The organism is Xenorhabdus ehlersii, from assembly GCF_003610465.1.
GTDB lineage: Bacteria > Pseudomonadota > Gammaproteobacteria > Enterobacterales > Enterobacteriaceae > Xenorhabdus > Xenorhabdus ehlersii.
Genome location: NZ_RAQI01000001.1, coordinates 290,098 through 314,435 on the forward strand (window position 1 = coordinate 290,098; position 24,338 = coordinate 314,435).

A 24,338-nucleotide genomic window follows, 5' to 3' on the forward strand; every position below is an offset into this window, starting at 1 on the left:
AAACAGCAAGATTTGCGTATACATTCAGTTTCTGTGCGCTGCCCATTTAGAAGAACTCAATAATGATGGAATTAACCTAATCAGTTATCGATTGGCATAGGAACTATCACTAGTTTTGTGCTAGCCCTAAATCCAGCGGGGTTTTGCTTGGTTCTCCACCAATTTCCCTGGTCAGACTCGGAACCAGATAACCGGATACTTTAGTCAATAATTCTCGCATGATAGTTTTTGCCTCGTCATCGTCCACGAGAAAATGTGCGGCACCTTGAACTTTATCCAGCACGTGAATGTAGTAAGGTAATATGCCTGCGTCAAAGAGTGCATTACTTAAATCAGCCAAAGTATCTGCATTATTATTGACATCACGTAACATCACACTTTGATTCAGCAGTGTCACTCCAGCTTGTTTTAGTCGCATCATACTTGTGCGGAACGCATCATCAATTTCATTTGCATGGTTGATATGGGTCACCATGATCACCTGCAAACGAGTTTGTTCTAAACGATTACACAGTGAAAGCGTGATTCGATCAGGGATCACAACCGGCAAACGCGTATGGATACGTAATCGCTTAATGTGTGGAATTGACTCAAGGCGGCTGATTAACCAATCCAGTTCATGATCCTTAGCCATTAGCGGATCACCACCAGAGAAGATAATCTCGTCAAGTTCAGGGTGTTGTTCAATATAATCCAGAGCAAGCAGCCAATTGTTTTTATTGCCTTTATTGTCTCCGTAAGGGAAATGACGACGAAAACAATAGCGACAATTAACCGCGCAGCCCCCTTTGACCAATAGCAAGGCTCGATTGTGATATTTATGCAATAGACCTGGAACAACACTGCGTTGTTCATCCAACGGATCGGTGGAGAAACCAGGGGATATTGTAAACTCTTCCCGTAAGGTCAGGACTTGTAATAGAAGAGGATCACGGGGATCGCCCTTTTTCATCCGTGTTACAAATGCTCTTGGCACACGCAGAGGAAATAAGCGCTTTGCTTCATTGCCTTCTTGCAGCTTCGTGTGTGTATTTAAGGATAATAGTTGCAACAACTCATTGGGATCAGTAATAACATCCGCGAGTTGTTGTAGCCAGACTTCTCTGACGGGGTGAATATGGTTTATAATGTGTGCCATTTTTTGGCTAAGCCATTTTGTTAAAAATTAGAGGATCTCCATGGCTACTTATAGTACCAATGAATTCCGTTCAGGTCTTAAAATCATGTTAGATGGCGAGCCGTGCGCTATTCTTGACAGTGAATTTGTTAAACCAGGTAAAGGACAGGCATTCGCCCGTGTTCGTATTCGTAAACTGATCTCTGGTAAACTGCTAGAAAAAACTTTTAAATCAACAGATTCTGTTGAAAGTGCAGATGTCATGGATGTCAACCTGACTTATTTGTACAACGACGGTGAATTCTGGCATTTCATGAACAACGAAACTTTCGAGCAGTTGGCTGCGGATGAGAAAGCCGTTGGTGACAATGCAAAATGGCTGATCGATCAGGCAGAATGTATTCTGACTCTGTGGGATGGCCGTCCTATCGCTGTAACTCCACCAAACTTTGTTGAACTGGAAATCGTTGATACTGATCCAGGTCTGAAAGGTGATACTGCGGGTACTGGCGGTAAACCTGCAACCTTGAGCACCGGTGCTGTCGTTAAAGTCCCTCTGTTTGTACAGATTGGCGAAGTGATCAAAGTTGACACTCGTTCTGGCGAATACGTTTCTCGCGTGAAATAATCGCGTTTGCTATTCTAAAAAAACCGCAGCCTCTTCGTCCAGAGGCTGTGTTTTTTTTGTTATAACTCCTTGGTTATTATCATTGCAAGCTATCAGATCGGATAGCTATAATCCAATTTCATTTCTTATCGTTATCCTGGACGACCTGGATCAACGTCATTTCATCGGGGACGGCCCCACTTGTCTCATATAAAGGGCAAAATATGTCTTGGTTGATCCTTCTTATTGCTGGTTTATTAGAAGTAGTGTGGGCGGTAGGCCTAAAATATACCCACGGTTTTTCACGCTTGGTGCCGAGTTTAATTACGATCAGCGCGATGGTGGTCAGTATGGGGTTACTGGCCTATGCCATGAAAAATCTACCGGCAGGAACTGCCTATGCAGTGTGGACAGGTATTGGCGCGGTAGGTACGGCGATTTTCGGCATCATGGTGCTAGGGGAATCTGCAAATTTCACTCGGATATTGAGCCTTGGCCTGATTGTGATTGGCATTATTGGCTTAAAGTTGGCGAGCTGATTACTTATAAATAAACCCAGCGTAGTGCTGGGCTTATGATTATTTCTTTTCATAACGCGAAGGCCATATTTCTTCTGGCGTGCGTCCCAGCGCTGTTGCAATAAGACGCTCGCCTTTTGGCCAGTGTCGTTGCAATGCATTGGCAAGAGTTGATGACGCCAGTCCTGCTGCTCGCGATACTTCTGACAGTGTTGTCCCGCGTTTTTTCAATTCAGCGATGATGTCAGCAGAATGCCAGTCTTTTTTTTCCATCCTTAAGCTCTCCAGTTATCAATCATCTTTTCAATTAAAAAGTGAGTGAGTATTCAGTAGACTATAAGTCACACATCATAGCATAACTCTAGCTGAAACGTGACTCATAGTCCGTGGTCGGATAAGTAACATGAATCGATACTTATCGGATGAAAAAATCGAACAACATCAGATCCCTTTTTGGTCAAAGAATTAGGTATCTCAGGAGAGAGGCTGGGATGTCACAGGAGGCTTTTGCCGATAAGTGTGGACTGGATCGCACTTATGTCAGTGGTATTGAACGTGGTGTCAGGAACCCTACCTTGGAAATTATTAATGTGATAGCAAATGGATTACAGATTGAACTCAGTGAATTGTTCGATTTTGGGACAATACACCCTCCCCATTAAAACCAATGATCAAGATAAAATACAGATCGTTAGAAATATAAATTTCAGCAACTAATCCCCTATATTTTCATCTTCTTTACTTTCAATTGCAAAGTTGCAGCCAATAAAGCTGCGACTTGAAAGAATCGTGTTTCCTTGTCGTTTGGCCTTAGTACCAAACTGAGAGATATATTCTATTTTTGAATATGATATTTATTTTTGTCATATTATAAGCAATGCTTGCTGAAACTTGGTAAGAAAATGATCTTTGATTAGATATCAGCTGGGAACAAAATGATGTTAGTGATCCCTGAACTTGCGATTGGGGCGATTGTTGGTTTGATTATCAGTACTACCGGTGTTGGTGGTGGAGTGATAGTTTTGCCGATCCTGACCTATTTTTTTGGATTAGATGCACTAGCTTCTGTCGCGACGGCTAATTTTCTTTCAATGTTGATGAAAATATCATCTTCTTATATACACTTTCGCATGGGAAATATTCCCTTACGCCAATCTTTGATTATTCTGCTGATTATGATACCCGGTACGGTATTCGCCAGTTATGGCGTCACAATGCTGAGTCATTTAAGCCATAATCGAGTACAATTTGAATGGGGAATTAATTTACTGGTTTTATTGGCTATCTTGTTTTCCCTTTATCTTTTTTACTGCCGAATACGTCAGCCACAGTTACACATGAACCAAACGCAACCACAATTACAATCTGAGTTGATTAAGCCTTTTTTGCTGCCTGGTACGGGGGCTGGGTTGGTGCTTGGGGCGACAGGAGTTGGTGGTGGCATAGTGGTATTGCCACTATTATTACGCTATGGGCAAATGAGTATTAAACAAGCGGTTGGTGTTTCCCTTTTTATCACGATGATGTTATCCGGCTCATCTGCTTTTGCTTATGCCTATGGAGGGCATACGGATTGGAAACTGGCGTTGGTACTGTTTATTGGTTCTTTGCTGGCTATCCCTTTTGCCAGGTATTTGATAAAGCATTTGTCTGACAAAGCACTACAATATGCCACATTATTCCTGATCTTATGTAGTGCTGTGTTGATGGGTATCCGGTTAGTTTGATAGAAATTCTTTGACTATTGAGGCAGAGAGATAACCTCAATAGTCAAAGAATAAATTAATAATATCAGTAAGTTGTTTCACCAATGTTTTTCAGAGCATCAATCACTAATTGCCAGAATTTGGCATGATCCAATTTGACAGCAACTTGCGTATGGCAATCTTCAGGTGGTGGAAAACGGAAATCTGCAACTGTCATTCCTGTTGTTAAAGTTCCCATCAGTTCAATATTAACGGGGACTTTTTGGGTCGTCATAACATCAGGATTGATCACATAGGCTACAGCACAGGGATCATGCACAGGAGGATAGCCAAATCCTTGATGTTCACGATACCTGTCACCATAAAATTTCAGTGCATCCAAAACGAACTGGGCGGAACGTGTTTTAATCTGGGCAATTGCTTCGATAATTTCAGGTGTTGCTTGCGCTTGGTGAGTGAGATCTAAACCAACCATCGTCAGCGGCCATTTTTCATTAAAAACAATGTGAGCGGCTTCTGGATCGATCACGATATTGAATTCTGCAACTGCACTTCTGTTTCCTTTATGATAACCACCTCCCATTAATACAACTTCTTTTACACGCTCAACAATTTGCGGTGCTTTGCGTGCAGCCATAGCGATATTCGTCAAACCCGCAGTTGGCACCAAAGTCACACTTTTGGGCGGATTTTCCATAATCACATCAATAATGAGATCAACTGCGTGGCGCGCATCTAGTTTCATGTTAGGTTCAGGAAGAATAGGGCCATCCAGACCCGTTTCCCCATGAATGTCTGGAGCTGTATTGATCTCCCGAACAAGTGGACGGTGGCAACCTGCTGCGAAAGGAACGTTATGAATATTAGCGATGCGTGCAACGCAAAGAGCATTGCGGGTGACTTTATTCAGGGTTTGATTACCAACAACTGTCGTTACAGCCAATAATTCAATATTGGGGTTCCCGTGGGCAAGCAGGAGAGCAATGGCATCATCATGCCCGGGATCGCAGTCAAGGATAATTTTCTTGGGTAGCATACTTATTCCTTTCCAGTAATTATGAACTTCATTTCTCAAGTTGCTGTTTTGTCGGCTACAACTCGAAACCTATTAAGTACATATGTAAATATTTATGTTCAGGATAATTTACTAACAGAAAAAATTCCTTCCAACTCCATCACAAAATGAAAATGTAAAAATTACAATTTGTTAATAAACATTTTAATAATTGTGATTTGATTAACATGAAAACAACAAATGGTTTGAGCATTTCAAGTACATATGATTCATATATATATCAGACATGAAATGCATGGATGTCTGTTTTTATTAATTTATTAACTTATTAATATTTTGTTCTTTATTGTTTTGTTAATACACATGAACAACTAATGTTCAAAAAATGTGATAAGCACCCCTGATAAAAGGAGTAGCAAGGCAACACCATCAGGGGATAAGCAGATGCTCATGGGGTATAACATGAATAATAAACTTGATTCATTAACATATTATACGACGACGAAAAAATATGATCTTCGTTTTCCAATGCTGACAGAAGATTTGGATGTTGATGTAGTTATCATTGGCGGAGGCTTTTCCGGTATCAATACGGCATTAGAGCTGGCAGAAAAAGGCATCACCAATATTGCTATTTTGGAAGGCCGAACGTTGGGATATGGCGGTACAGGCCGTAATGGTGGACAGGTGATGACGGGTATTGGTCATGATTTGGATAAGATCAAACGCCATGTGGGTAAAAAAGGCCTGGAAACTATATTTAAAATCAGCAACTTGGGGGCGGGAATTATTCGTGATCGAATTGCCAAATATGATATTCAGGCTGACTTTTGCCAAGGTTATGCCTATCTTGGCTGGAATTCGCGACATGATAAAACCCTGCATAGTTGGTTACAGGAATTTCGTTCGGCTTCCCCTGATGAAGAAATTGAGCTTTATACTGGTGCAGATGTTAAAAAAGTCATTGGCTCAGACCGTTATACCAGTGCATTAAAACATATGGGGGGCGGGCATGTGCACTCACTCAACTTGCTGCTAGGAGAAGCCAAAGCTGTCACTGAATATGGCGTCAAAATCTTCGAAAACAGTCAGGTTGTGAGCGTAGAGTATGGTCCCAGGGTTATAGTACGTACAGTAACGGGATCAGTTCGTGCCAGTAAGATGCTGTGGGCATGTAATGCCTTTTTGGATGGGCTCGAACCGACTATTTATAGAAAGACGATCAATACTTATGCTTTTCAATTGATGACAGAAGAATTGTCGGACGATTTGATTGAAAAGATCAGCCCAATTCGTGGGGCATACAGTGATATTAGTCCGGTCATTGATTACTACCGTGTTACCAAAGAAAATCGCCTGTTATATGGCAGCGCGACACACTTTCTTGAATATATACCTTCCGATTTAAAAGCATGGAACCGCAATCTCATGCTCAAGACTTTCCCTTACTTGAAAGATGTGGAGATAGAACTGGCATGGGGCGGGCCATTATGTTGCAGCGCTAACCTGTTTCCGCAAATGGGTTCTCTGCCTAATCATAAAAATGTGTTCTATGTTCAAGGCTATTCGGGTTTTGGTGTAACGCCGAGCCACATCATCTGCAAAATTCTGGCTGAGGGAATGAGCGAAGGCTCAGAGCGTTATTCGCTACTCAGTTCGATTCCACACCTTGATATTATCGGGAAAGACAAACTGAGAAATGTATTGCTCTCTGTCGGTAAGACCTGGCACCAGGCTTCAGGTTACTGGAAAGGGCGTCGTTAGTTTTTCTTTTTACATTTTTGGAACGGTCACAGTTAAAGGTAAAAGTCATGATAAAGCCATTATTGTTAGATAAAGCTCTTCCTGAATTAATGCCAATTGGCAGTGTCACTCATCTTGGTTCTGTTGTGGTGGAAGGTGATCCGCAGGCAAGTGTAGCCATGATCTACGGGGAACCATCGGATAATCTGACATGTGGTATTTTTGCCTGTACCAAGGGCAAATTTAAAATGACCTATCCCTTTGATGAGATGGCAACGGTGCATGAGGGTTCAGTGAAATTGACCGATGTCAAAACAGGGGTGATGGTTGAATATCATAAAGGTGATTCGTGGTTTGCGGCAAAAGGAAGTGAAATATTGTGGGAAATCACCAGCGAGCGTTTTGTCAAACATTATATGGCTTGTATAAATGGGGAATTGTCTGACTAGACAGGGGAAAAGATGATGAGTGAAGTTAATTTGCTGGAGTCCGTTACAACTTTTTTGCAGCGCTCTCATGGTCATTATATTAATGGAGTCTCTGTTCTTGGTCAGGAAAATGAAGCTTTTTCTGTTATTAACCCTGCTTCTGGTGAAGTGATAGCTACGGTTAATCAAGGAGGAGAGCACGAAGTTAATCAGGCAATGCAGGCAGCATCAGATGCTTTTCACGGCGCATGGGCACAGATTTCTCCTATGGAACGGGGGAATTGCCTGAATCGGTTGGCTGATCTATTACAAAAAAATAGTGAGGAGTTGGCACAACTGGAAAGTTTATGCTCTGGTAAACCGATTCAATTATCCCGTATGTTGGATGTGGGAGCATCAGCCGATTATTTACGCTATTTTGCCGGATGGTCGACCAAAATCACGGGTGAAACACTGAATGTTTCATTGCCATCGCTTAAAGGGGAAAAATATTCCGCGTTCACGCGCCGTGAGCCTATCGGTGTCGTAGTTGGCATTATTCCGTGGAATTTTTCCATCATGATTGCGATCTGGAAATTGGGGGCGGCATTGGCCTGTGGTTGTACGATTGTGCTTAAACCCAGTGAATATACCCCCTTAACCATACTTCGTGTGGCGGAACTGGCAAAAGAAGCGGGAATTCCAGATGGTGTGATCAATATTGTCAATGGTTCAGGTGCTCACGTGGGTACTTCTCTCATTAATCATCCTCAATGTGCCAAAGTCACTTTTACAGGCTCTGTTCCAACAGGAATGAACGTGGGAAAATTGGCCTTGGAGCAGGGATTAAAGCGCACAACGCTGGAACTTGGCGGCAAAAACGCCGCGGCTTTTCTGTCTGATATGACAGTTGAAAAGATCGTTGATGGCATCCTGGAAGCGGGATATGTGTATCAAGGGCAAATTTGTGCAGCCGCAGAGCGCTTTTATATTCCATCCGTTCATATGGATGCGGTTTTGGTATTACTTTCTGAACGTTTATCTGCAATGAAAATTGGTTCCCCCCTTGATGAATCGACGGAAATGGGGCCTTTGGCAAATAAAGAACATTACGAAAAAATTCTGTCTATGTTTGAGACGGCGCGTCAGGAAGGCAATGAAATTGTCCACGGAGGCTATGCTTTGGAGGGGCCGGGATTTTTTGTCGCACCAACAGTGATTAAAGCCAATAGTGTTGAAGACACATTAATGAACGAGGAGACATTCGGGCCGATTGGCACTTTCCTCAGTTATGATGATGAGGAAGAGCTAATTACTATGATGAATGCAACGCCATTTGGTCTGTCAGCCAGCCTATGGACGAATGATATGAGCAAGGCGATGCGTATGATCCCTGATATTAAAGCGGGAATACTGTGGATTAATATGCATACGTTCCTGGATCCTGCGGTTCCATTTGGTGGGATTAAATCTTCAGGGATTGGTCGTGAGTTTGGCAGTGCATTCATTGAGCATTATACGGAGCTGAAATCGGTCATGATGCGTTATTGATGGATGCGTTAAGTCACCAATGGAATAGGGAATTATATTGGTAGAGCGCTGTTTGGCCTTTGTCTGCTGAGGCGCTCATTTTTTTCTTCTTGCCTTGCAGAAAAAATCGTTGTCACAAGAATGTCGCCATAGGTTCAAATAATTGTCATGTGACATATCTATTATCCGGGCAATTCAACATGATGATTTTTTTTATCCTATTCATCCGATTGCAAGGAAAATCCTATGTCGCGTAATCATGAAAAAAACCTGCTTGCTATGGTAGTTGCTGCATTGATGTCAGGGGTTACAGTGCCTGTATGGGCTGTCAGCGATTCAAATCACATTATGGCGCAACAGCGTGCAGCCCAAGGCAATATTACCGAATTTGGTGGTGCCCGCCGTCTTACCCAAGATCAAACTGAAGCGCTTAAGGCTGAATTAAGCAATAACAAAGCTAAAAATGTGATCCTGTTTATCGGTGATGGTATGGGGGATTCTGAAATAACCATTGCCCGTAATTATGCCGAAGGTGCAGGTGGATTCTTTAAAGGGATAGATGCCTTGCCATTCACGGGGCAATATACACACTACTCATTAGACAAGAAGACGAAGAAACCTAACTATGTTACAGATTCAGCGGCTTCTGCCACGGCCTGGGCAACAGGAGTAAAAACTTATAATGGGGCGTTGGGAATCGATGTCTTTGGCAACCCTCATCAATCTCTTTTGGAGCTGGCTAAAAAGAACGGTAAGGCAACGGGAAATATCACCACGGCCGAAATTCAGGATGCAACACCAGCGGCTTTATACGCCCATATTACGCATCGTAACTGCTACGGCCCTAAAGAAACTTCAAAGTATTGCGCCACAGATGCCCTGGAAAATGGAGGTAAAGGCTCTATTACTGAACAATTGCTGACCGCACGTGCGGATGTCACCTTGGGAGGTGGTGCAAAATCGTTTACCCAGCAATCGAGATCCGGCGCCAATAAAGGGAAGACATTGCAACAACAGGCATTGGAGCAGGGATACCAATGGGTAACGGATGCGAAGTCTTTGGCAGCCGTCAAAGACGCCAATCAACAACAACCCTTGTTGGGTTTATTCCATGATGGAAATATGGATGTCGCCTGGGAAGGGCCAAAAGCAGTTTACCACGGTAATATCAATGAAAAGCCAGTGAAATGTGCAGTGAATGCTAAATTAGATCCTAACGCACCTACATTGGAGCAAATGACAGAAAAGGCGATTGATTTACTGAAAAAGAATAAAAATGGCTTTTTCCTGCAAGTGGAAAGCGCTTCGATTGATAAACAGGATCATAATGCCAACCCTTGTGCACAAATTGGTGAAACAGTAGCTTTGGATAAGGCCGTACAAGCTGGCCTTAAGTTTGCCAAAGAACATGGTGATACTCTGGTGATTGTGACTGCCGATCATGCGCATGCTAGCCAAATCATTGAGCCTGATGTCAAATCCCCTGGCTTGACTCGATCGCTGATTACAAAAGATGGCGCAGTCATGACCGTAAACTATGGTAATTCGGAAGGAGATAGACAGGAACATACCGGTACACAGCTACGTGTTGCCGCTTATGGAGCACATGCTGCCAATGTTGTCGGTTTGACTGATCAGACCGATCTGTTCTTTACCATACGTGACGCAATGGCGTTAAAATAATCATATCTTGCTTATAATCCCTGTCATTTACTTTCAACTTGTGATTAATTCGCTACCATATATGGTATTGAGAATCATTATTGTTATAGTGGGTGGCTACTATGTTTAGCGAAAAGTGGAATTTAAAGCTGTTTTTTTGCCAAAGCATGATGGGATAAGGTATGACGGGATTCTGGGGATTACTGTTATTCAGCTTGATCGCATCGGTAGTGGTTGTGTCAGTGCTGGAAATAGTCTGTGCAGGTGTAGTGGTCAAGGAATTCCGGACACATTTTTAGCCTCTTCCCTCTGTTTTTCATATTCAGCCGGTGAAATTCCTCCATTAAGACTATGTGGGTGGGTGATTGTAATAACCTCCCAAATATTGAGTGATATCCCGTATAGCATCATGGATATCACGATATTTTCCACTGCATTTTCTCGATAAATCTGACCATCATCCTCGTGAAAAGTCGCATCTAATACCCAATGGAGATTATTCTCAATACGCCAATAGTTGCGTACTGCCTGTGCGAAGTTTTCTTCTGTCAATGTGGCTGAGCTAATGTAATAGCGATACCTGTGCCAGTGGCAAACTTACAGATACCCGTTCTTTCAGGCTCTATTCTGAACGTGGATAAGGGTAATCGGCACGAAAGTAGATAACTGAATCACTGGCATTGAGTTCATGCAAAAGCGTGGGAATATCACTTTGGGCACTGCTTGGCGCATTCTGTTAAGTTGGCCGAAACCAAGCCAGCTTAACTCTTTTTCAGGCGAAACACGGATGTCCGCAAGAAACGGTCATTGAACCCCATCGGTTTCAGCAGGAGACTCAGGCTGCTAAGCTTGATTTCACCTCCACGGTGGCTGAGGGTTTTCAATGCTTAATAAAAGAAATAATTCAATTGAAAGTGATTATAATTTGTGTTTATATTATCATTAATAGTATTAATCATTATGGATTTTTTTAAGTGTCAGACAATTTACTTACTGGATTAGTACTTATTGCGGGATACCATGGTGTAAATTTAGATAGTCAGATGATAAAACAGAGGTTTTGTGATAAAAATGGCAACGTTGGCGTGACTCAGTGTTTGCTGGCTGCTAAAAAAAAAAGCTATCACAAGTTGCAGCACCTATTATTAGATTAGCCCAATTGTGGCAAGATTTTCAGCAAGTAAGTATATCAGTTGCTAGATTGGGTGATATATTAAATTCTCCAATAGAGCACTCAAAAAATAGCTTAACGTTATCGAATCTACAAGGAAAAATCACTTTTGATAAGGTTAATTTTCGTTATAGTCCTAATGGTAAATGGAATATTGATAATATTTCATTAAATATTAGACCTGGTGAAATCATTGGTATTGTTGGAGAATCAGGTTCAGGTAAAAGTACAATAACAAAATTACTTCAACGTTTTTATACTCCAGAAACGGGAAATATTACTATTGATGATTTAGATCTTTCTTTAGTTGATCCAATCTGGTTACGCCAAAATGTAGGTGTTGTTCAACAAGAAAACGTTTTACTAAATCGGACAATAAAAGAAAACGTATCACTAACAAAACCATCAGCATCTTTAGAACAAATTATATTAGCATGCAAACAAGCTGGAGCGCATGATTTTATTATGCAATTATCAGAAGGATATAATACACAATTAGGAGAAAATGGTGTTGGATTATCGGGAGGCCAAAGACAAAGAATAGCCATCGCAAGAATATTACTAAATAACCCCAAAATACTTATTCTAGATGAAGCTACAAGTGCACTCGATTATGAGTCAGAAAAAATTATTATGAATAATATGCCTCTCATATGCCAGAATAAGACTGTGATTATAATTGCACATAGATTATCTACAGTAAGAATAGCGAACCGGATAATAGTAATGGATAAAGGCAGAGTCATTGAAGAGGGCACGCACGATAATTTAATGGCAATTGAAAATGGCGCTTATCGCAAAATGATTGAGTGTGTAAGATAATGAATATACTTACTAATATTCATATTCGGCTTAAAGGAGTAATATATTTTCTTCAGTATTATAAGTCGACTTTTTTTAAGGTTTAGCACATTCGCCATAAACTATCCTCAACCAAATATATTAAAGATGAAAGAGCATTTTTGCCTGATTATTTACAATTAATAGAAAATCCACCTTCGCCGACAGTAAGGTGGACCTCTTGCTCTATTGTCATCTTTTCATTATTAATCATTATATGGTCATTTATAGGTAAAATTGATATTCATGTTATTTCACAAGGGAAGATCATAAGTAATGGTAGAAGTAAGATTATTCAGCCTTTAGAAACCGGAAGAATAAAGGCTATATACGTTAATGAAGGGCAAATAGTAAATAAAGGCGACAAATTAATTAATATAGAAGTTATTGGCGCTGAAGAGATATATTTGCAAAATGAATCAGACTTAATTTCATCTTTTATTAACTATCAGATTGGTCATTCGGTAATAATAGCAATGTCTTCAACTTCATTTAATTTTGAATGGTTAAATGAGTTACTTCACAATGGAAAAAAGTATATAAAATCTGATATGAAAACCACTTACATTAAACAAAATCATGAGGGAGAGAAAATAGCTCTATCGATATATCAGTCATGGATAAATAAAATAAGAAAATTAACAGAAAGGAAAAAACAAATAGAATCAGAGATGTTGGCTACAAAAGAAGAGATAAAGTCATTGTCTTTTTCTATTAGTTTGGAATCTAATAAATTAAATGACTACCAAAAATTGAATAGTAAAAATTATTTATCACATCATGAATTAATTAACCAGAAAGATAAAATATCAAAATTAAATCATCAATGTGAAATTACAAAAAGCAAATACAATGAGCTTTCTTATAAAAACAATGAGATAGATAATGAAATGGAAATAAATACCCAAGAGGTATTAAGAAATGCTATTGAAATGAAAAGAAATGCCGATAATGAAATAAAGAAATTAATTATAGAAATGATAAAAAACAAAAAAAGATATCAGACAACAACCTTAACTAGTCCTGTTGATGGTAGAGTACAACAACTATCAGTTAATACGATTAATGGCGTGGTTACGACCGCCACACCTTTAATGGTTATTGTACCGAATGATTCACCATATGAAATAGAAATAATGATAGAAAATAAAGATATTGGATTTATTAGAGAAAATCAATCTGTCATTGTAAAAATAGATTCATTTCCTTATACAAGATATGGTTATTTAACGGGTAAAATAAAAAGTATCAGTTATGATTCAGTAAAAGATGATGATAAGGGATATGTATTCCCTGCAATAGTAAATCTTGTAAATAATAAAATAATTATCAATGGTGAGTCTGTAAATTTAAAAGCTGGAATGACTGTAACTTCAGAAATAAAAACAGGGGAAAGAAAGGTTATTGATTATGTAATTAGTCCATTACAAACAAAGATAGATGAAAGTTTTTGGGAAAGATAAGTTAATAATTCTAAAAAGAGGTAATGATGAATAATTTTTTTAAATCATTAATAATACCATTGTCAGTGTTAATGGGGGGATGTTCCCATAATAATGGGATGCCAAAAATGAATGATGGGGATTTATTAAAAGAAGCTAATGATCTTTATTGGAATAAAAAGGAATACAACAAAGCTTTCGACTATTACTTATATTTGTCTAACAAAGATGATATGGTTGCCATGAATAATCTAGGTTTCATGTATGAACGAGGGGAAGGGGTAAGACAAGACTATCAAAAGGCTTTTGAATATTATAGTAAAGCAGCAAAAAAAAGATCATTCTAGTGCTATAAGTAATTTGGCTGGGTTATATTTGAATGGACTAGGAGTAAAAAAAGATAAAGAAAAGGCCATTAATTTGCTAGAAAAGGCTGCAAAACTAGGAAATAAACAAGCAGCTGACGATTTATATTGGTTAACACACCCAGAATCAAAAGAAAATTATTAATATCTAAGGAAATATATTATGGAGAATATACTCAAAATACCAAATGAACATGGAGCCTATACTTTTCAACATGAAGTCACTGTGCATGTTGCTAAACCTGGAACTAAAATTAAAAATTCTAATGGTTCATATGATACTTCAAAAACGGGTCATGTTTGGCTTAGCATTGAAATGCCTGGCTCTACGAGGACTTTTAAAACTGATGCTGGGTGGTCAACAGGTGACTCAATGAAAGTTGGCGGTTATGATAATGTTAACCTAAATGATAGTGAAATGTATGATAAAAGTACAGTAAAAAGTGTCACCATTAATATGGCTTACTCAAACGTAGAAAAATTGGCAGAATTTGTTAATAAAGCTCCATTAGGATTAATAAAGGGTTTTTCCAGTAATTATAATCTTTTAACTAATAATTGTATTCACTTTGTAAGATTCGCTCTTAATTATGTGGATTCTAATGCAGGTAATAAAGTACTTCCATACTTCACACCAAATCAAAATTATGGAAGTCTAGAGTCAATGATAAATAATAATATTAATCTTCCTTCTCCATTAGTTATCGATTTAAATAATGATGGAGTTAAAACCATTGCAGAAGGAAGTGTATTTTTTGATCTTGATAATAATAACTCTAAAGAATCAGTTGGATGGATAGATAAAAATGATGGCTTCATCGTGTATGATAAAAATAATGATGGGAAAATTGATTCAGGTGCTTTTCTTTTTGGAAATCATACTGAAATTAATGGATTAAGTAATTTTAAAAATGGCTTTCATGCTTTATCACAATTAGATTCAAATAACGATTTGATTATATCAAAGGATGATAATGATTGGAATAACTTAAAGGTTTGGCAAGATAAAAATACTAATGGAATTGTGGATAATGATGAATTAAATACATTATCTGATATTGGAATTAAAGAGATTGATTTGAATTACAAAGGAAAACCTTTTATAGATGATAATAAAAACTTACATAAGGATATTTCACAAGTAACTTGGGATTATGGAGATAAAACTGATATCGTAGATGTTTGGTTTTTAACTCATCCTAAAGTTACGAAAGAAAATTCTAATCCAGTTATTCAGCAGGAAATTCATAAAATTGTTAATTCAATGGTTGAGTTTAATGGGGAAATATCAAGTTTTTCTGAAAATCAAATTTTATCTAGACAAAACACAATGTCTGAAATATTAACTATTCCTAACTAATTTCTTTAATTAACATTCTCGCTTTATGGGTTATATTGCGGGAATGTTTTTAGTTTGTGTCCCTTAATTATATAATTTCCGGCAACAGAGTCGAATACAGACTAATTTCACCATGGACAGGTAGTTTCGCGCTGTCTTTTCGTAACGTGTTACGATACTCTGTAGTGATGTGATGGACGTCCCCTTTTTCAGCAGCAAATAGTGCCATCTTTTTTTCCGATGCACTGAATTTCGGGAGAACATCTCATGAATGCGATTAAAGTCATTGGCATTGACCTCGCCAAAAACGTTTTTCAAGTCTGTGTCTGGATGGAGGACGGTTCTGTCGCCTCGAACCGAAAAATTTCACGGCAAAAATTGCTTGATACTGTGCGCACTTTTTCGCCAGGAACCCTCATTGCTATGGAGGCCTGTGCAACTTCTCACTATTGGGGCAGAACCCTTCAGGCGATGGGATTTATCATCAGGCTTGTGCCGACCCAGCATGTTAAAGCTTTCAGCCATCATCAAAAAAATGATGCCAATGATGCACTGGCTATCTGCGAAACGGCCTGCCGACCCGGTATCCATTTTGTTCCGGTCAAGACGGTGGAACAGCAAGATATCAAGGCACTGCGCAGTGCCCGACAACTCATGGTGGAACAACGTACCGCACTCGCCAACCAGATTCGGGCTTTCCTCGCTGAGGAGGGGGTGATCGTTCCTGCTGGTATTCAGAAACTGCAACAGTACCTGCCTGAGATTCTAGAAGAGGAGAGCCATGAGCTGTCCTCTGTACTACGACGTTTGCTTCATACTTTGGGGGAAGACCTACGGAATCTGAACATTCGCATTCATGAAATGGATAATGAAATAGCGGCACTTTCTCGTCAGCAAAGTGGTTATCACCATCTGCTCACGATCCCCGGCGTCGGTCCTCTTATTGCAGCCGCCTTCGTGAGTGAAGTCAGTGCGCCCCAATTTGCCAATGGCCGGCAACTTTCTGCCTGGTGTGGCCTGGTTCCCCGACAACACAGTTCAGGTGGAAAAAACCGGCTGTCTTCCCTGAGCAAAAATGGAAACCGTCATCTCCGAACGTTAATTATCCACGGTGCTCGTGCCGTGATGCGCTGTGTCCAAAATCGTGATGATTGTCTGGGAGAATGGTTGAGAAAACTGATTGCCCGATGTGGGTTTATGAAAGCCACGATCGCTTTAGCCAACAAACTGACCCGGATTATCTGGCGTGTTCTGCGGGATGAAGTGGATTTTAATATGCAAAAAGCTTTTACTATTAATTAATTGAGCAACAAAAATAGACGCATTATCGAGTTTGCAAACACTGATGAGAAAACGGCTACCGTCCCTGTAATAGCCTGTTCTTATACAAGGTAGTGATATACCGATGTGTGAGAAGGAAGCAGGGTGCGGATGACATCATGGCGCGGATAATTTTTCCATTATGACGCCGGATATATGGTCGCAAACCGTATAACTTAGTGCTTGCACAACTGGGGCGTCCATATATGGTATAAGAACCCTTGACACTTTATAATCCTGCTAAGTTTGTGTACAAGGCCTATAAAACAAAAGTGAAGTTAAATATTTTCGTAAAAATTCGATCTCCGGAACGTGACGACCTTGCCGCTTGGAAGAAGTGATATTCAGCTTATCTGCGAGATAGATGAACAATGGTCGTTTGTCGGAAGTAAGAAAAATCAGCGCTGGCTTTGGTATGCTTATTAGGAACCCCCGAATGAAACGCATTGTGGCGCATGTTTTTGGTGATCGCAGGAGGAAAACACGGGATAAATTACTAGCGCAGCTGTTTCCCTTTAACATTCGGTTCTATTGCACGGATGATTATGTTGTTTATCATTGCTTTCCGGAAGAAAACCAGCTTGTTGGAAAGACGTTTACCCAACGAATAGAGCGAAATAATCTCACTCATTGTACCCGGCTAAAAAAGCTGAATCGAAAAACAATAGGCTATTCTAAATCGGAAGAAATGCACGATAAAGTGATAGAGACATTTATTGAGTGTGAAAACTACGTTTAGCGAGTGATCTAACCATTCAATACATGACCAGATTTTTCACTCTGAATACGCGTATTGCCCTTTAAAACCCTTATCACAGTGAGTGGTTCTGTTGCATAAACCCAGTTGGCTCAATGGAAGCAAAGCTGTAAGATACGATATTTAAACATTGTTGAGAAGCTCAAGTTTTGTTATTGCCCCAGCAGTTCTCCATGCCAACATTTTACACGTATTATGAATAGACCTGTGCTTGCGTTATCTGGGACATTAAGGAAGATCGGGGAAACAACGAGAAAGAGAAGAAAAATGTAACAGTGGTGCGAAGGGGGGGACTTGAACCCCCACGTCCGTAAGGACACTAACACCTGAAGCTAGCGCGTCTACCAATTCCGCCACCCTCGCAGGTACTGCCATTTATCTAGTTTGTTTAATCGATAGCCATCTGATTTGGTGCGAAGGGGGGGACTTGAACCCCCACGTCCGTAAGAACACTAACACCTGAAGCTAGCGCGTCTACCAATTCCGCCACCCTCGCGTTAATCAGATACTATTACTTAAACGAATAGCATGGAGGCGCATTCTAGAGATTTTATGGCTGGCGTCAATCATTATTTAGGGAGAAAACGTGTGATTGGTGTAAAAATCAGCATGTCGATATGTTTGGCAAGGGCAGAAATGAAATGCCAGAAAATAGAAATTGCCTGCCCGTTAAGTTGAGGCAGGCAACACAGGAATTGCGTTTGCTGCTCCAATTATTTCTTAGTCGCTTGGTATACTTTGAATTTACCTGTTTGCGCAATAACTTCATGGTGGCCAAAGGCATTATCTAGCAGATCAGGATAAGGTAAGAAAGCGTTTGCAACGATCCGCAATTTACCGCCGGATTTTAGATAATTGGGTGCCATGCGGATCATATCTTCAGCCGCCACCAGGTTGGTTTTTATGCCATCATGGAAGGGGGGATTAGAAATGATCCAGTCAAATTTTTCTTCAATGGCAGAATACACATTACTTGTGACTACATTGCCTTTCAGTTTATTGGCTTGCAGGGTCGCCTTACTCGATACGATAGCGGCAGCATTGACATCACTCAATGTCAGGGACAAGTCGGGGTTCTTTTTACCCAATACGGTAGCCAGTACTCCGGCACCACAAGCCAAATCCAACAGACTGCCAGAGATAGGAGCATCGAAAGTAGAAAGTAGCAGACGACTGCCGATATCCAAATCATCCTGGCTAAATACGCCGGGCAGCGTATTGACGGTGACATCTCCCACCTGATAACTGTTCCACCAATTGTTTTGGTCAAACTGAACCTGGTTTTTCAATTGACCGTAAAACAGGCTGCAACGGCGTGCTGTATCAATTTTGCGGAAAGTAGCGATGCCTTCCATTAACTTATCAATACTGCGTACACCACTACGGTTTTCACCCACAATAAAGATATCAGTACCGGATGGCAGGATAGAAAATAGATTGCGTAGTTGAAAACGCGCTTCCTGTTTGCTTTTTGGCCAGTAATAAATCAGCGTATCACATCCTCCGATAAATGCGCTGTCCGCTACGAGGCCAAACCAGGCATTGTCACCAAGCTGGCGGATCAGGGATTGCCAGTGGTGATATTGGTTAGTATGCACACGCACACTTGCAGCTTCGATTTCCGTTGCCAGGTTATCCTGAAGATCACCGGCAAAAAGCAGATGATGGGAGCGAAATTGCTCATGATGGCGCAGGATAACTTCGCTGGCCGGGGTTAATACTGACATCTATGTATAGCTCCTTATAAATCTTTATCTGAATATCAATATCAGCGGGCAGTGCTGACAAGCTGGTTGGCGCAGAGCTAAGCCCTCTGATAATATATTACCTGTTATTTTTTATGGCAGATGGAATAAAACACGATGACAAAGCGTGACAGATTACTCTCCCGGTTGGGGATCACCCAATGGGTTTTGCGTAGCCCAATGGCTTTGCAAGGTGAATTATCTGTCCTCATCCCTGATTCAACCCGTCTATTGATCATTAGCCATGATCACATTGACTTAAGTCATTCATTGTTTGCTGATATTTTTACAGCCATGGGGATCGATGCCTCATCGGTATATTGCATCACGACAAAAGATGTTGAGCTACTTTCGGAATCAATCCACTGCCCAAGCTGGCTGCTGGGGGTTGATATTACCTTACCAGTACAAGGGATTTCTTTGAGAAGCCCGGCATTAAATGATTTATCTCTTGATGGGAATGCAAAACGCGCTCTTTGGCAACAAATTTACCATTATGAAGAATATTTCTCTATTAACTCCCGTTGATCTTCCCGCAGCATTTCAAATAGAACAGGCCAGTCATGCGTTTCCGTGGAGTGAAAAAACCTTTTACTCCAATCAGGGGGAACGTTATCTCAACTATAAGATATCGCAGAATGACCAGATTATCGGTTTTGCGATAACACAGTATGTCATGGATGAAGCAACACTATTTAATATCGCTATTCATCCTGAATATCAATCACGGGGATATGGCAGGGCATTGCTGGCGCATCTCATCAACATATTACCTGAAAAACAGATCAATACATTGTGGCTTGAAGTCCGACGCTCTAACCAGGCTGCCATTCGTTTATACGAAGAGATGGGTTTCAATGAAGTTTCCATCCGCAAGAATTATTACCCGACTGCGGCAGGTAAGGAAGATGCCATTATTATGGCATTGCCGTTGTTTGAAGTCGATTTGGATAATAAGTCGCAAAATCACTGATTGTTTATAAATCCAAGTTCAGCGAAAATAAGCGCCAATCACGACTAACACGACGGATTGAGGCGCTTTCCAAGTGATATCAATCCGCCTACGAACCAGAAGATTCTAATTGATGTCAAATTCCCCATTTCAGCAGGAAGTCGCGAAACGGCGCACTTTTGCAATAATTTCTCACCCCAATCATTGCTCTGGTTTTATTTGCTTTTAACTGCTTGCACCTGCATTCACTTACCTTCATGGATTCCTCTTAACTTCAAGTGAAATAGCTATTGTTGTTTTATTTTTGCTCTAACAATTTTCAAGTAGATCTAACTTGCTTCGAGTGTTGTACATAATTTTATGTACAGAGTTTTGTACATAATGCTATAACAAGCCATTGACACATAAAAATATGTACAAGGTGAGTTATGGCGCTATCAGATACGTGGCTTAGGTCTATTGTTGGGAAAGAAAGAGATAAACAAATAGTTAAATCGGATAGAGACGGTTTATCTGTCAGGATCACCCCAAAAGGAAAGGTGATTTTCCAATTTAGATTTCAGTGGGGTGGTAAAGGAGAAAGAGTCGATATCGGTACATACCCAGCAACAACTCTGAAAGATGCCAGAGATGAAGTGATTAGGCTCAAGGGGGAAATTGAATCCAATCGTAACCCTAGGTTTGTAAAAAAGCAGCAAAAAATAACTGCCTTCACCGAAGAAACAAATGAGGGGATTATCAGGAAGTGGCATGAGGCATATTGCGTAAAAAACAAAAAAGATGCTGTGGGGATAATCCGCTCTTTTGAGCTTCATGTCTTTCCAAAAATCGGTAATAGACCGCATAGTTTAACCACATTACATGATTGGTTAGAGTTATTAGAAGGGTTAGCTGTACACTCTGAATCAATAGCTGACAGAATACTCATAAATACAAAGCAAGCTCATAAGTGGGGTGTAAAGAGGGAGTTGATACTCGGTGAGCCTCTAATGCAGATGACGGGAAAGGATCTAGGGGTTCATAAGCGAGAAGGAACTAGAGTTCTGGACGATAGAGAAATAAAAATTCTGTTTCATGCGTTAGAAAAATCAAGAGCATCATTAAAATATGAGCTGCTTGTTAAATTACTGCTACTTTTTGCTTGCAGGCTTGGTGAGCTGATTAATGCTGAAATAAGTCATTTTGATCTTGATAACAAGTTATGGACTATTCCGCCAGAAGGCCATAAAACCGGCTCTTCTACGGGGAGGTCACTAATTCGCCCAATCATCCCTCAAGCAGAAGAGATGATTAGGCAATTAATGGGTATGAGTAAAGGGTCAAAATATTTAATAACAAAAGATAAAAGCATTGAAAAGATAAGAGGAAGTTCATTAAGTTCTTTGCCATATAATTTAATGAGATTTGCATGGAAAAAGCTAGACTACCAATTCCCGCATTGGTCTCTCCATGACTTAAGAAGAACCGCCAGAACTAACTTTTCTGATTTTACCGAGCCTCATGTTGCCGAAATTATGTTAGGTCACAAATTGCCAGGAGTTTGGCAGGTGTATGATAAAAGTTACTATATAGCCGAACAAAGGAAAGCTTATGGCTTATGGTGGGCGAGAGTTGAAACCATTGTATATGGGGATGGCAAAGTATCTTTATTAGTCGCCGGATAACCCAGCAAATTTCATGATCTTGTCTTTAGCCCATAGGTTGGGACAAGATCTTACATCTGGGTCTGGGAAATCTGGCTTATATTTTTTACCAGTCTTACCGTTGATGCTGTTCCACCGCTGAATGGTAGATTTAGATCTCCCGAACAAGTTTGCGACTTCCTCTGTATCCATAAAGTTACTCATCTTTCATCTCCTGTTGAATCATCCGCACATAATACGCCAGCACTGATTTAGCGCTAAATCGCATATGGTTGAGTGGTTTAAATTTGGGGGTGTATTTATCGAGAATTGCGGTTACTGATTTGTCGTCGTATTTGGGCAGGGCGGTTAATTCTTTCAGGCAATCCCTCGCCACCTTCCTCCTTGCGTTCTCGAATTCGCTAGTCATCGGTGATTTTGACTGTGACGTCTTCCAGTTTTATTCCCTGAAATCCAGCTCTCAATAAAATAGTTTTCACATCGCCACGGATTAATTCTGGATATTCAGATTCAGGCACAGGATAATCACTATTAACATATTCCCGAACTTCTTTTTTGTTCATATCAATTGTTACTTTCATGCCATTTTCCTTATTTCGTTATTACCTATATTGAATAGGTGTTCTTTATCAACAGTGGTTATTAATTTTCGTGGGGTAATAAAAGAACGCCAAATTAAAAACATGGAGCCTTTTGTATTGGAATTTCTCTTTCTTTGTTCTACTGGTATAAATTGAACTCTTCCACCAGTTATTAACCTGACCTCATCAACCGTCTCCAGCGCCAATTTAAACCAGCCCACAGAGGTATCAGCGGGAACTAACATAACGATTGGTTGTAATTGTTTCTGGCATTCTATAGCCGCTTTTTCTACCCACGGCGTAATATTAGAATAGGGGGGATTACACCAAATAGAACCGTAACTCACCCAATCACATTCCAGTGCATTATCTCGTTCCGTGAGATAATGGGCGCACAGGGTATTTTGAGTAGATGCAGCCGCATCTAAATAAAATCCGAATTCTAAATTGAGTGCCAGAAATAACGGGAGTGGAGTTTGCCAGAGGTCGCGAAGTTCTTTTGGTGTATTACTTCCTCCGAAATCGCTCATAATCCTCCCCGCACTCCCGGCTACAGAATGCACCACATGTCGCTGGCTCCGTCTCACACCACCGGCACATACCGTTGACGCTGGTTAGTGCTGGTGGTCTGTTCTGGAGGGCATGAGATATATTCAGCTCATTTAATTCATTCGCTGCGTCGATAATATCCATGATGTTCTCACTGTTTGTTGGGGTGGCGTATCTTGTAAACTGAGTTTTGAGTTTTTATATACCCGTCAGTTTTATAGGTTTTATTATTTATTACTGGTGATGTCATTATTTCAGTTCCATCCTCCCATCGTTTTTTGCTGTCATTGAATATTTTTCCATACGCTAATGCCAGCTCACCATTATCAATAAAATCAGTCATCTCTATTTCAGCGGTGTATTGAAACGCCTCCCTGCATAAATCTGAATTAGTCATTATTATTCTCTCTCAATTCTTCTATTATAAAATAATCATTAGCTCCACATTTAGGACAAATAGAAATTAACCATGTTGGAAATTCAGGGTCTGGAACTTCAAGCCGATCATTTTCATAATGAATATGTTTACACTTGCGTTTAGCGCATTCTATTTTGTCATTTCTCATTTAAACTCCCTGCATATATTCGCTGCTTTATTACACATATCAGTATCAAACCAGCCGAAATGACACTCGTTGAAACTGATATCTAGTTTGTTTGCTAACCATTGATACGCGTCCGTGCGCTCTAAATTACGACTCCTAACGACATCATCGAAATGCCGATGTGCTGAGAGCCTCGCTATCCGTGTCGGCCTATCTGCCAGTGACCCCATCGGGATATCGGTTCCCGGATGAATACCAACACGCGCACCGCACGTCCAACAGTGGTATAACCACGGCCAGCGGTTATCATGTACTCGATTAAACACATTCAAATGGTGCGCAATCATGACGTGCCTGCCACAATATCGGCAGTGTGTCGGAATGGGATAGGGATCGTTAACTCTGAGGATGGCTATTGGGTTGGGATTCCACGGTGTGAACATACAACCTCCTTAATGCTGCTTTCACGGCATTTAGACGAGAATCCATCCTTTTGTATTTTGGAGTGTCAGTTTCTAGCTTAGGAGCAAGGTATCTAATGAGATACCCGTTATCAGCCTTGAGAACGAAATTAGTTAATGAGCCGCCCATTGCAGTCCAAAATGCACTCCATGAGTCACCGTACTCAGAGATTGTTATCCGGCCCATCTTATTACCATAATCTTCCAAATAAACATGAATAGGGTCATGTCGCGGTATATCCGTGATTTGTAATTTCACGACATTTGATGTTTCAATTTGCACAATAATCCTCCCGCCACTGAGGTGGCGTTAGTTAATGGGG

Annotated in this window: 29 protein-coding genes, 2 tRNA genes and 5 pseudogenes; 19 read left to right on the plus strand and 17 right to left on the minus strand. The window is 40.4% G+C overall.

Annotated elements, in window-relative coordinates:
• Positions 1 to 109: 109 nt before the first annotated feature.
• Entirely contained in the window at positions 110 to 1,138 is a 1,029-nt protein-coding gene (epmB, locus tag BDE27_RS01270) for an EF-P beta-lysylation protein EpmB (protein WP_099133148.1), read from the minus strand.
• A gap of 40 nt (positions 1,139 to 1,178) precedes the next feature.
• Between epmB and efp the strand changes: the two genes are divergently transcribed.
• Positions 1,179 to 1,745 carry an elongation factor P gene (gene efp / locus BDE27_RS01275; protein ID WP_099133149.1) on the plus strand — a complete coding sequence of 189 codons (567 nt, stop codon included), beginning with the start codon at positions 1,179 to 1,181 and terminating at the stop codon, positions 1,743 to 1,745.
• A gap of 203 nt (positions 1,746 to 1,948) precedes the next feature.
• On the plus strand, positions 1,949 to 2,263 hold the full coding sequence (gene sugE, locus BDE27_RS01280; RefSeq protein WP_099133150.1) for a quaternary ammonium compound efflux SMR transporter SugE: 315 nt from the start codon (positions 1,949 to 1,951) through the stop codon (positions 2,261 to 2,263).
• 39 nt (positions 2,264 to 2,302) lie between these two features.
• Here sugE and BDE27_RS01285 read toward each other — a convergent pair whose 3' ends face one another.
• Positions 2,303 to 2,515: a helix-turn-helix domain-containing protein gene (locus BDE27_RS01285; protein WP_099133151.1), complete on the minus strand. Its 213-nt coding sequence runs from the start codon at positions 2,513 to 2,515 to the stop codon at positions 2,303 to 2,305.
• A gap of 218 nt (positions 2,516 to 2,733) precedes the next feature.
• Here BDE27_RS01285 and BDE27_RS01290 point away from each other — a divergent pair, with 218 nt between their 5' ends.
• Both BDE27_RS01290 and BDE27_RS01295 read left to right on the plus strand, forming a co-directional pair.
• Positions 2,734 to 2,904 (plus strand): helix-turn-helix domain-containing protein, encoded by a 171-nt coding sequence (locus BDE27_RS01290; protein WP_311062235.1) that lies wholly within the window; start codon positions 2,734 to 2,736, stop codon positions 2,902 to 2,904.
• Between the two features lie 276 nt (positions 2,905 to 3,180).
• Positions 3,181 to 3,969: a sulfite exporter TauE/SafE family protein gene (locus BDE27_RS01295; RefSeq protein ID WP_099133250.1), complete on the plus strand. Its 789-nt coding sequence runs from the start codon at positions 3,181 to 3,183 to the stop codon at positions 3,967 to 3,969.
• Positions 3,970 to 4,033: 64 nt separating this feature from the next.
• On the opposite strand, the gene uriH is transcribed toward BDE27_RS01295, so the two are convergent.
• Positions 4,034 to 4,984: a uridine-preferring nucleoside hydrolase UriH gene (uriH, locus tag BDE27_RS01300; protein ID WP_099133153.1), complete on the minus strand. Its 951-nt coding sequence runs from the start codon at positions 4,982 to 4,984 to the stop codon at positions 4,034 to 4,036.
• Positions 4,985 to 5,425: 441 nt separating this feature from the next.
• On the opposite strand from uriH, the gene BDE27_RS01305 reads away from it, so the two are divergent.
• The 4 genes from BDE27_RS01305 to phoA all read left to right on the plus strand — a co-directional run bounded on the left by BDE27_RS01305 (position 5,426) and on the right by phoA (position 10,326).
• Positions 5,426 to 6,727: an NAD(P)/FAD-dependent oxidoreductase gene (locus BDE27_RS01305; protein WP_099133252.1), complete on the plus strand. Its 1,302-nt coding sequence runs from the start codon at positions 5,426 to 5,428 to the stop codon at positions 6,725 to 6,727.
• A gap of 47 nt (positions 6,728 to 6,774) precedes the next feature.
• Positions 6,775 to 7,155: a cupin domain-containing protein gene (locus BDE27_RS01310; protein WP_099133154.1), complete on the plus strand. Its 381-nt coding sequence runs from the start codon at positions 6,775 to 6,777 to the stop codon at positions 7,153 to 7,155.
• A 15-nt stretch (positions 7,156 to 7,170) separates the two neighbouring features.
• Positions 7,171 to 8,664, plus strand: a complete 1,494-nt coding sequence (locus tag BDE27_RS01315; RefSeq protein WP_099133253.1) for an aldehyde dehydrogenase family protein — start codon at positions 7,171 to 7,173, stop codon at positions 8,662 to 8,664.
• Between the two features lie 225 nt (positions 8,665 to 8,889).
• Positions 8,890 to 10,326: an alkaline phosphatase gene (phoA, locus tag BDE27_RS01320; protein ID WP_099133155.1), complete on the plus strand. Its 1,437-nt coding sequence runs from the start codon at positions 8,890 to 8,892 to the stop codon at positions 10,324 to 10,326.
• Positions 10,327 to 10,686: 360 nt separating this feature from the next.
• Here the strand turns inward: phoA and BDE27_RS20330 are convergent.
• Positions 10,687 to 10,884 (minus strand): annotated as a pseudogene (locus BDE27_RS20330) (ISAs1 family transposase); the annotation flags it as partial.
• A 46-nt stretch (positions 10,885 to 10,930) separates the two neighbouring features.
• Positions 10,931 to 11,180: pseudogene (locus BDE27_RS01330) on the minus strand (hypothetical protein); the annotation flags it as partial.
• A gap of 251 nt (positions 11,181 to 11,431) precedes the next feature.
• Between BDE27_RS01330 and BDE27_RS01335 the strand changes: the two are divergent.
• The 5 genes and pseudogenes from BDE27_RS01335 to BDE27_RS01355 form a co-directional block, all read left to right on the plus strand.
• Positions 11,432 to 12,298: pseudogene (locus BDE27_RS01335) on the plus strand (peptidase domain-containing ABC transporter); the annotation flags it as partial.
• Positions 12,299 to 12,438: 140 nt separating this feature from the next.
• The gene (locus BDE27_RS01340; protein ID WP_167450509.1) at positions 12,439 to 13,779 is read left to right on the plus strand and encodes an HlyD family type I secretion periplasmic adaptor subunit; all 1,341 of its coding nucleotides are present in this window, start codon (positions 12,439 to 12,441) and stop codon (positions 13,777 to 13,779) included.
• 23 nt (positions 13,780 to 13,802) lie between these two features.
• Complete coding sequence (locus tag BDE27_RS01345; RefSeq protein ID WP_099133161.1) at positions 13,803 to 14,105, plus strand: tetratricopeptide repeat protein; 303 nt, start codon at positions 13,803 to 13,805, stop codon at positions 14,103 to 14,105.
• A complete protein-coding gene (locus BDE27_RS19275; protein WP_338066710.1) occupies positions 14,065 to 14,268 on the plus strand; it encodes an SEL1-like repeat protein in 204 nt (67 codons plus the stop codon). Before BDE27_RS01345 ends, BDE27_RS19275 begins: the two co-directional genes overlap by 41 nt.
• A gap of 18 nt (positions 14,269 to 14,286) precedes the next feature.
• Positions 14,287 to 15,483 (plus strand): hypothetical protein, encoded by a 1,197-nt coding sequence (locus tag BDE27_RS01355; protein WP_099133165.1) that lies wholly within the window; start codon positions 14,287 to 14,289, stop codon positions 15,481 to 15,483.
• A 63-nt stretch (positions 15,484 to 15,546) separates the two neighbouring features.
• Here the strand turns inward: BDE27_RS01355 and BDE27_RS19720 are convergent.
• Positions 15,547 to 15,639, minus strand: a pseudogene (locus tag BDE27_RS19720) (IS5/IS1182 family transposase); the annotation flags it as partial.
• Positions 15,640 to 15,729: 90 nt separating this feature from the next.
• On the opposite strand from BDE27_RS19720, the gene BDE27_RS01365 reads away from it, so the two are divergent.
• Both BDE27_RS01365 and BDE27_RS01375 read left to right on the plus strand, forming a co-directional pair.
• Positions 15,730 to 16,764, plus strand: a complete 1,035-nt coding sequence (locus BDE27_RS01365; RefSeq protein WP_099133167.1) for an IS110 family RNA-guided transposase — start codon at positions 15,730 to 15,732, stop codon at positions 16,762 to 16,764.
• A gap of 312 nt (positions 16,765 to 17,076) precedes the next feature.
• Positions 17,077 to 17,521: pseudogene (locus tag BDE27_RS01375) on the plus strand (IS1 family transposase); the annotation flags it as partial.
• Positions 17,522 to 17,815: 294 nt separating this feature from the next.
• On the opposite strand, the gene BDE27_RS01380 reads toward BDE27_RS01375, so the two are convergent.
• A tRNA-Leu gene (locus BDE27_RS01380) sits at positions 17,816 to 17,902 on the minus strand.
• 46 nt (positions 17,903 to 17,948) lie between these two features.
• Positions 17,949 to 18,035: transfer RNA gene (locus BDE27_RS01385), tRNA-Leu, on the minus strand.
• A 56-nt stretch (positions 18,036 to 18,091) separates the two neighbouring features.
• Between BDE27_RS01385 and BDE27_RS20120 the strand changes: the two genes are divergently transcribed.
• Complete coding sequence (locus BDE27_RS20120; protein ID WP_279628548.1) at positions 18,092 to 18,217, plus strand: hypothetical protein; 126 nt, start codon at positions 18,092 to 18,094, stop codon at positions 18,215 to 18,217.
• A 35-nt stretch (positions 18,218 to 18,252) separates the two neighbouring features.
• On the opposite strand, the gene rsmC is transcribed toward BDE27_RS20120, so the two are convergent.
• Entirely contained in the window at positions 18,253 to 19,266 is a 1,014-nt protein-coding gene (gene rsmC, locus BDE27_RS01390) for a 16S rRNA (guanine(1207)-N(2))-methyltransferase RsmC (RefSeq protein ID WP_099133172.1), read from the minus strand.
• 135 nt (positions 19,267 to 19,401) lie between these two features.
• On the opposite strand from rsmC, the gene BDE27_RS01395 reads away from it, so the two are divergent.
• The 3 genes from BDE27_RS01395 to BDE27_RS01410 all read left to right on the plus strand — a co-directional run bounded on the left by BDE27_RS01395 (position 19,402) and on the right by BDE27_RS01410 (position 21,900).
• Positions 19,402 to 19,812, plus strand: coding sequence for a DNA polymerase III subunit psi (locus BDE27_RS01395; protein WP_099133173.1), 411 nt, complete (start codon positions 19,402 to 19,404; stop codon positions 19,810 to 19,812).
• Positions 19,781 to 20,257, plus strand: coding sequence for a ribosomal protein S18-alanine N-acetyltransferase (gene rimI / locus BDE27_RS01400; RefSeq protein ID WP_099133174.1), 477 nt, complete (start codon positions 19,781 to 19,783; stop codon positions 20,255 to 20,257). Before BDE27_RS01395 ends, rimI begins: the two co-directional genes overlap by 32 nt.
• A gap of 407 nt (positions 20,258 to 20,664) precedes the next feature.
• Positions 20,665 to 21,900 (plus strand): tyrosine-type recombinase/integrase, encoded by a 1,236-nt coding sequence (locus BDE27_RS01410; RefSeq protein ID WP_099133177.1) that lies wholly within the window; start codon positions 20,665 to 20,667, stop codon positions 21,898 to 21,900.
• Here the strand turns inward: BDE27_RS01410 and BDE27_RS19565 are convergent.
• The 8 genes from BDE27_RS19565 to BDE27_RS20585 form a co-directional block, all read right to left on the minus strand.
• A complete protein-coding gene (locus BDE27_RS19565) occupies positions 21,886 to 22,083 on the minus strand; it encodes a MerR family transcriptional regulator (RefSeq protein ID WP_099133179.1) in 198 nt (65 codons plus the stop codon). The genes BDE27_RS01410 and BDE27_RS19565 overlap by 15 nt on opposite strands.
• Positions 22,076 to 22,288, minus strand: coding sequence for a hypothetical protein (locus BDE27_RS19280; RefSeq protein ID WP_099133181.1), 213 nt, complete (start codon positions 22,286 to 22,288; stop codon positions 22,076 to 22,078). Before BDE27_RS19280 ends, BDE27_RS19565 begins: the two co-directional genes overlap by 8 nt.
• Positions 22,281 to 22,460, minus strand: a complete 180-nt coding sequence (locus tag BDE27_RS01425) for a hypothetical protein (protein WP_099133183.1) — start codon at positions 22,458 to 22,460, stop codon at positions 22,281 to 22,283. Before BDE27_RS01425 ends, BDE27_RS19280 begins: the two co-directional genes overlap by 8 nt.
• Positions 22,457 to 22,990 (minus strand): phage N-6-adenine-methyltransferase, encoded by a 534-nt coding sequence (locus tag BDE27_RS01430; RefSeq protein ID WP_120211293.1) that lies wholly within the window; start codon positions 22,988 to 22,990, stop codon positions 22,457 to 22,459. The genes BDE27_RS01425 and BDE27_RS01430 overlap by 4 nt, the downstream gene beginning before the upstream one ends.
• Before the next feature lie 170 nt (positions 22,991 to 23,160).
• Positions 23,161 to 23,406 (minus strand): hypothetical protein, encoded by a 246-nt coding sequence (locus BDE27_RS01440; protein WP_099133188.1) that lies wholly within the window; start codon positions 23,404 to 23,406, stop codon positions 23,161 to 23,163.
• A complete protein-coding gene (locus BDE27_RS19285; RefSeq protein WP_167450513.1) occupies positions 23,399 to 23,575 on the minus strand; it encodes a hypothetical protein in 177 nt (58 codons plus the stop codon). The genes BDE27_RS01440 and BDE27_RS19285 overlap by 8 nt, the downstream gene beginning before the upstream one ends.
• Entirely contained in the window at positions 23,572 to 23,997 is a 426-nt protein-coding gene (locus BDE27_RS01445; RefSeq protein WP_099133189.1) for a zinc-finger-containing protein, read from the minus strand. The genes BDE27_RS19285 and BDE27_RS01445 overlap by 4 nt, the downstream gene beginning before the upstream one ends.
• Positions 23,951 to 24,298 (minus strand): phiTE_072 family protein, encoded by a 348-nt coding sequence (locus tag BDE27_RS20585; protein WP_478207878.1) that lies wholly within the window; start codon positions 24,296 to 24,298, stop codon positions 23,951 to 23,953. Before BDE27_RS20585 ends, BDE27_RS01445 begins: the two co-directional genes overlap by 47 nt.
• Positions 24,299 to 24,338: the final 40 nt, after the last annotated feature.

What these genes read in the sequence shown, in the direction of transcription:
- epmB (WP_099133148.1), bottom strand. Translation starts at nt 1,138, where the DNA reads ATGGCACACATTATAAACCATATTCACCCCGTCAGAGAAGTCTGGCTA.
- efp (WP_099133149.1), top strand. Translation starts at nt 1,179, where the DNA reads ATGGCTACTTATAGTACCAATGAATTCCGTTCAGGTCTTAAAATCATG.
- sugE (WP_099133150.1), top strand. Translation starts at nt 1,949, where the DNA reads ATGTCTTGGTTGATCCTTCTTATTGCTGGTTTATTAGAAGTAGTGTGG.
- BDE27_RS01285 (WP_099133151.1), bottom strand. Translation starts at nt 2,515, where the DNA reads ATGGAAAAAAAAGACTGGCATTCTGCTGACATCATCGCTGAATTGAAA.
- BDE27_RS01290 (WP_311062235.1), top strand. Translation starts at nt 2,734, where the DNA reads ATGTCACAGGAGGCTTTTGCCGATAAGTGTGGACTGGATCGCACTTAT.
- BDE27_RS01295 (WP_099133250.1), top strand. Translation starts at nt 3,181, where the DNA reads ATGTTAGTGATCCCTGAACTTGCGATTGGGGCGATTGTTGGTTTGATT.
- uriH (WP_099133153.1), bottom strand. Translation starts at nt 4,984, where the DNA reads ATGCTACCCAAGAAAATTATCCTTGACTGCGATCCCGGGCATGATGAT.
- BDE27_RS01305 (WP_099133252.1), top strand. Translation starts at nt 5,426, where the DNA reads ATGAATAATAAACTTGATTCATTAACATATTATACGACGACGAAAAAA.
- BDE27_RS01310 (WP_099133154.1), top strand. Translation starts at nt 6,775, where the DNA reads ATGATAAAGCCATTATTGTTAGATAAAGCTCTTCCTGAATTAATGCCA.
- BDE27_RS01315 (WP_099133253.1), top strand. Translation starts at nt 7,171, where the DNA reads ATGAGTGAAGTTAATTTGCTGGAGTCCGTTACAACTTTTTTGCAGCGC.
- phoA (WP_099133155.1), top strand. Translation starts at nt 8,890, where the DNA reads ATGTCGCGTAATCATGAAAAAAACCTGCTTGCTATGGTAGTTGCTGCA.
- BDE27_RS01345 (WP_099133161.1), top strand. Translation starts at nt 13,803, where the DNA reads ATGATGAATAATTTTTTTAAATCATTAATAATACCATTGTCAGTGTTA.
- BDE27_RS01355 (WP_099133165.1), top strand. Translation starts at nt 14,287, where the DNA reads ATGGAGAATATACTCAAAATACCAAATGAACATGGAGCCTATACTTTT.
- BDE27_RS01365 (WP_099133167.1), top strand. Translation starts at nt 15,730, where the DNA reads ATGAATGCGATTAAAGTCATTGGCATTGACCTCGCCAAAAACGTTTTT.
- BDE27_RS20120 (WP_279628548.1), top strand. Translation starts at nt 18,092, where the DNA reads ATGGCTGGCGTCAATCATTATTTAGGGAGAAAACGTGTGATTGGTGTA.
- rsmC (WP_099133172.1), bottom strand. Translation starts at nt 19,266, where the DNA reads ATGTCAGTATTAACCCCGGCCAGCGAAGTTATCCTGCGCCATCATGAG.
- BDE27_RS01395 (WP_099133173.1), top strand. Translation starts at nt 19,402, where the DNA reads ATGACAAAGCGTGACAGATTACTCTCCCGGTTGGGGATCACCCAATGG.
- rimI (WP_099133174.1), top strand. Translation starts at nt 19,781, where the DNA reads ATGAAGAATATTTCTCTATTAACTCCCGTTGATCTTCCCGCAGCATTT.
- BDE27_RS01410 (WP_099133177.1), top strand. Translation starts at nt 20,665, where the DNA reads ATGGCGCTATCAGATACGTGGCTTAGGTCTATTGTTGGGAAAGAAAGA.
- BDE27_RS19565 (WP_099133179.1), bottom strand. Translation starts at nt 22,083, where the DNA reads ATGAGTAACTTTATGGATACAGAGGAAGTCGCAAACTTGTTCGGGAGA.
- BDE27_RS19280 (WP_099133181.1), bottom strand. Translation starts at nt 22,288, where the DNA reads ATGACTAGCGAATTCGAGAACGCAAGGAGGAAGGTGGCGAGGGATTGC.
- BDE27_RS01425 (WP_099133183.1), bottom strand. Translation starts at nt 22,460, where the DNA reads ATGAAAGTAACAATTGATATGAACAAAAAAGAAGTTCGGGAATATGTT.
- BDE27_RS01430 (WP_120211293.1), bottom strand. Translation starts at nt 22,990, where the DNA reads ATGAGCGATTTCGGAGGAAGTAATACACCAAAAGAACTTCGCGACCTC.
- BDE27_RS01440 (WP_099133188.1), bottom strand. Translation starts at nt 23,406, where the DNA reads ATGACTAATTCAGATTTATGCAGGGAGGCGTTTCAATACACCGCTGAA.
- BDE27_RS19285 (WP_167450513.1), bottom strand. Translation starts at nt 23,575, where the DNA reads ATGAGAAATGACAAAATAGAATGCGCTAAACGCAAGTGTAAACATATT.
- BDE27_RS01445 (WP_099133189.1), bottom strand. Translation starts at nt 23,997, where the DNA reads ATGTTCACACCGTGGAATCCCAACCCAATAGCCATCCTCAGAGTTAAC.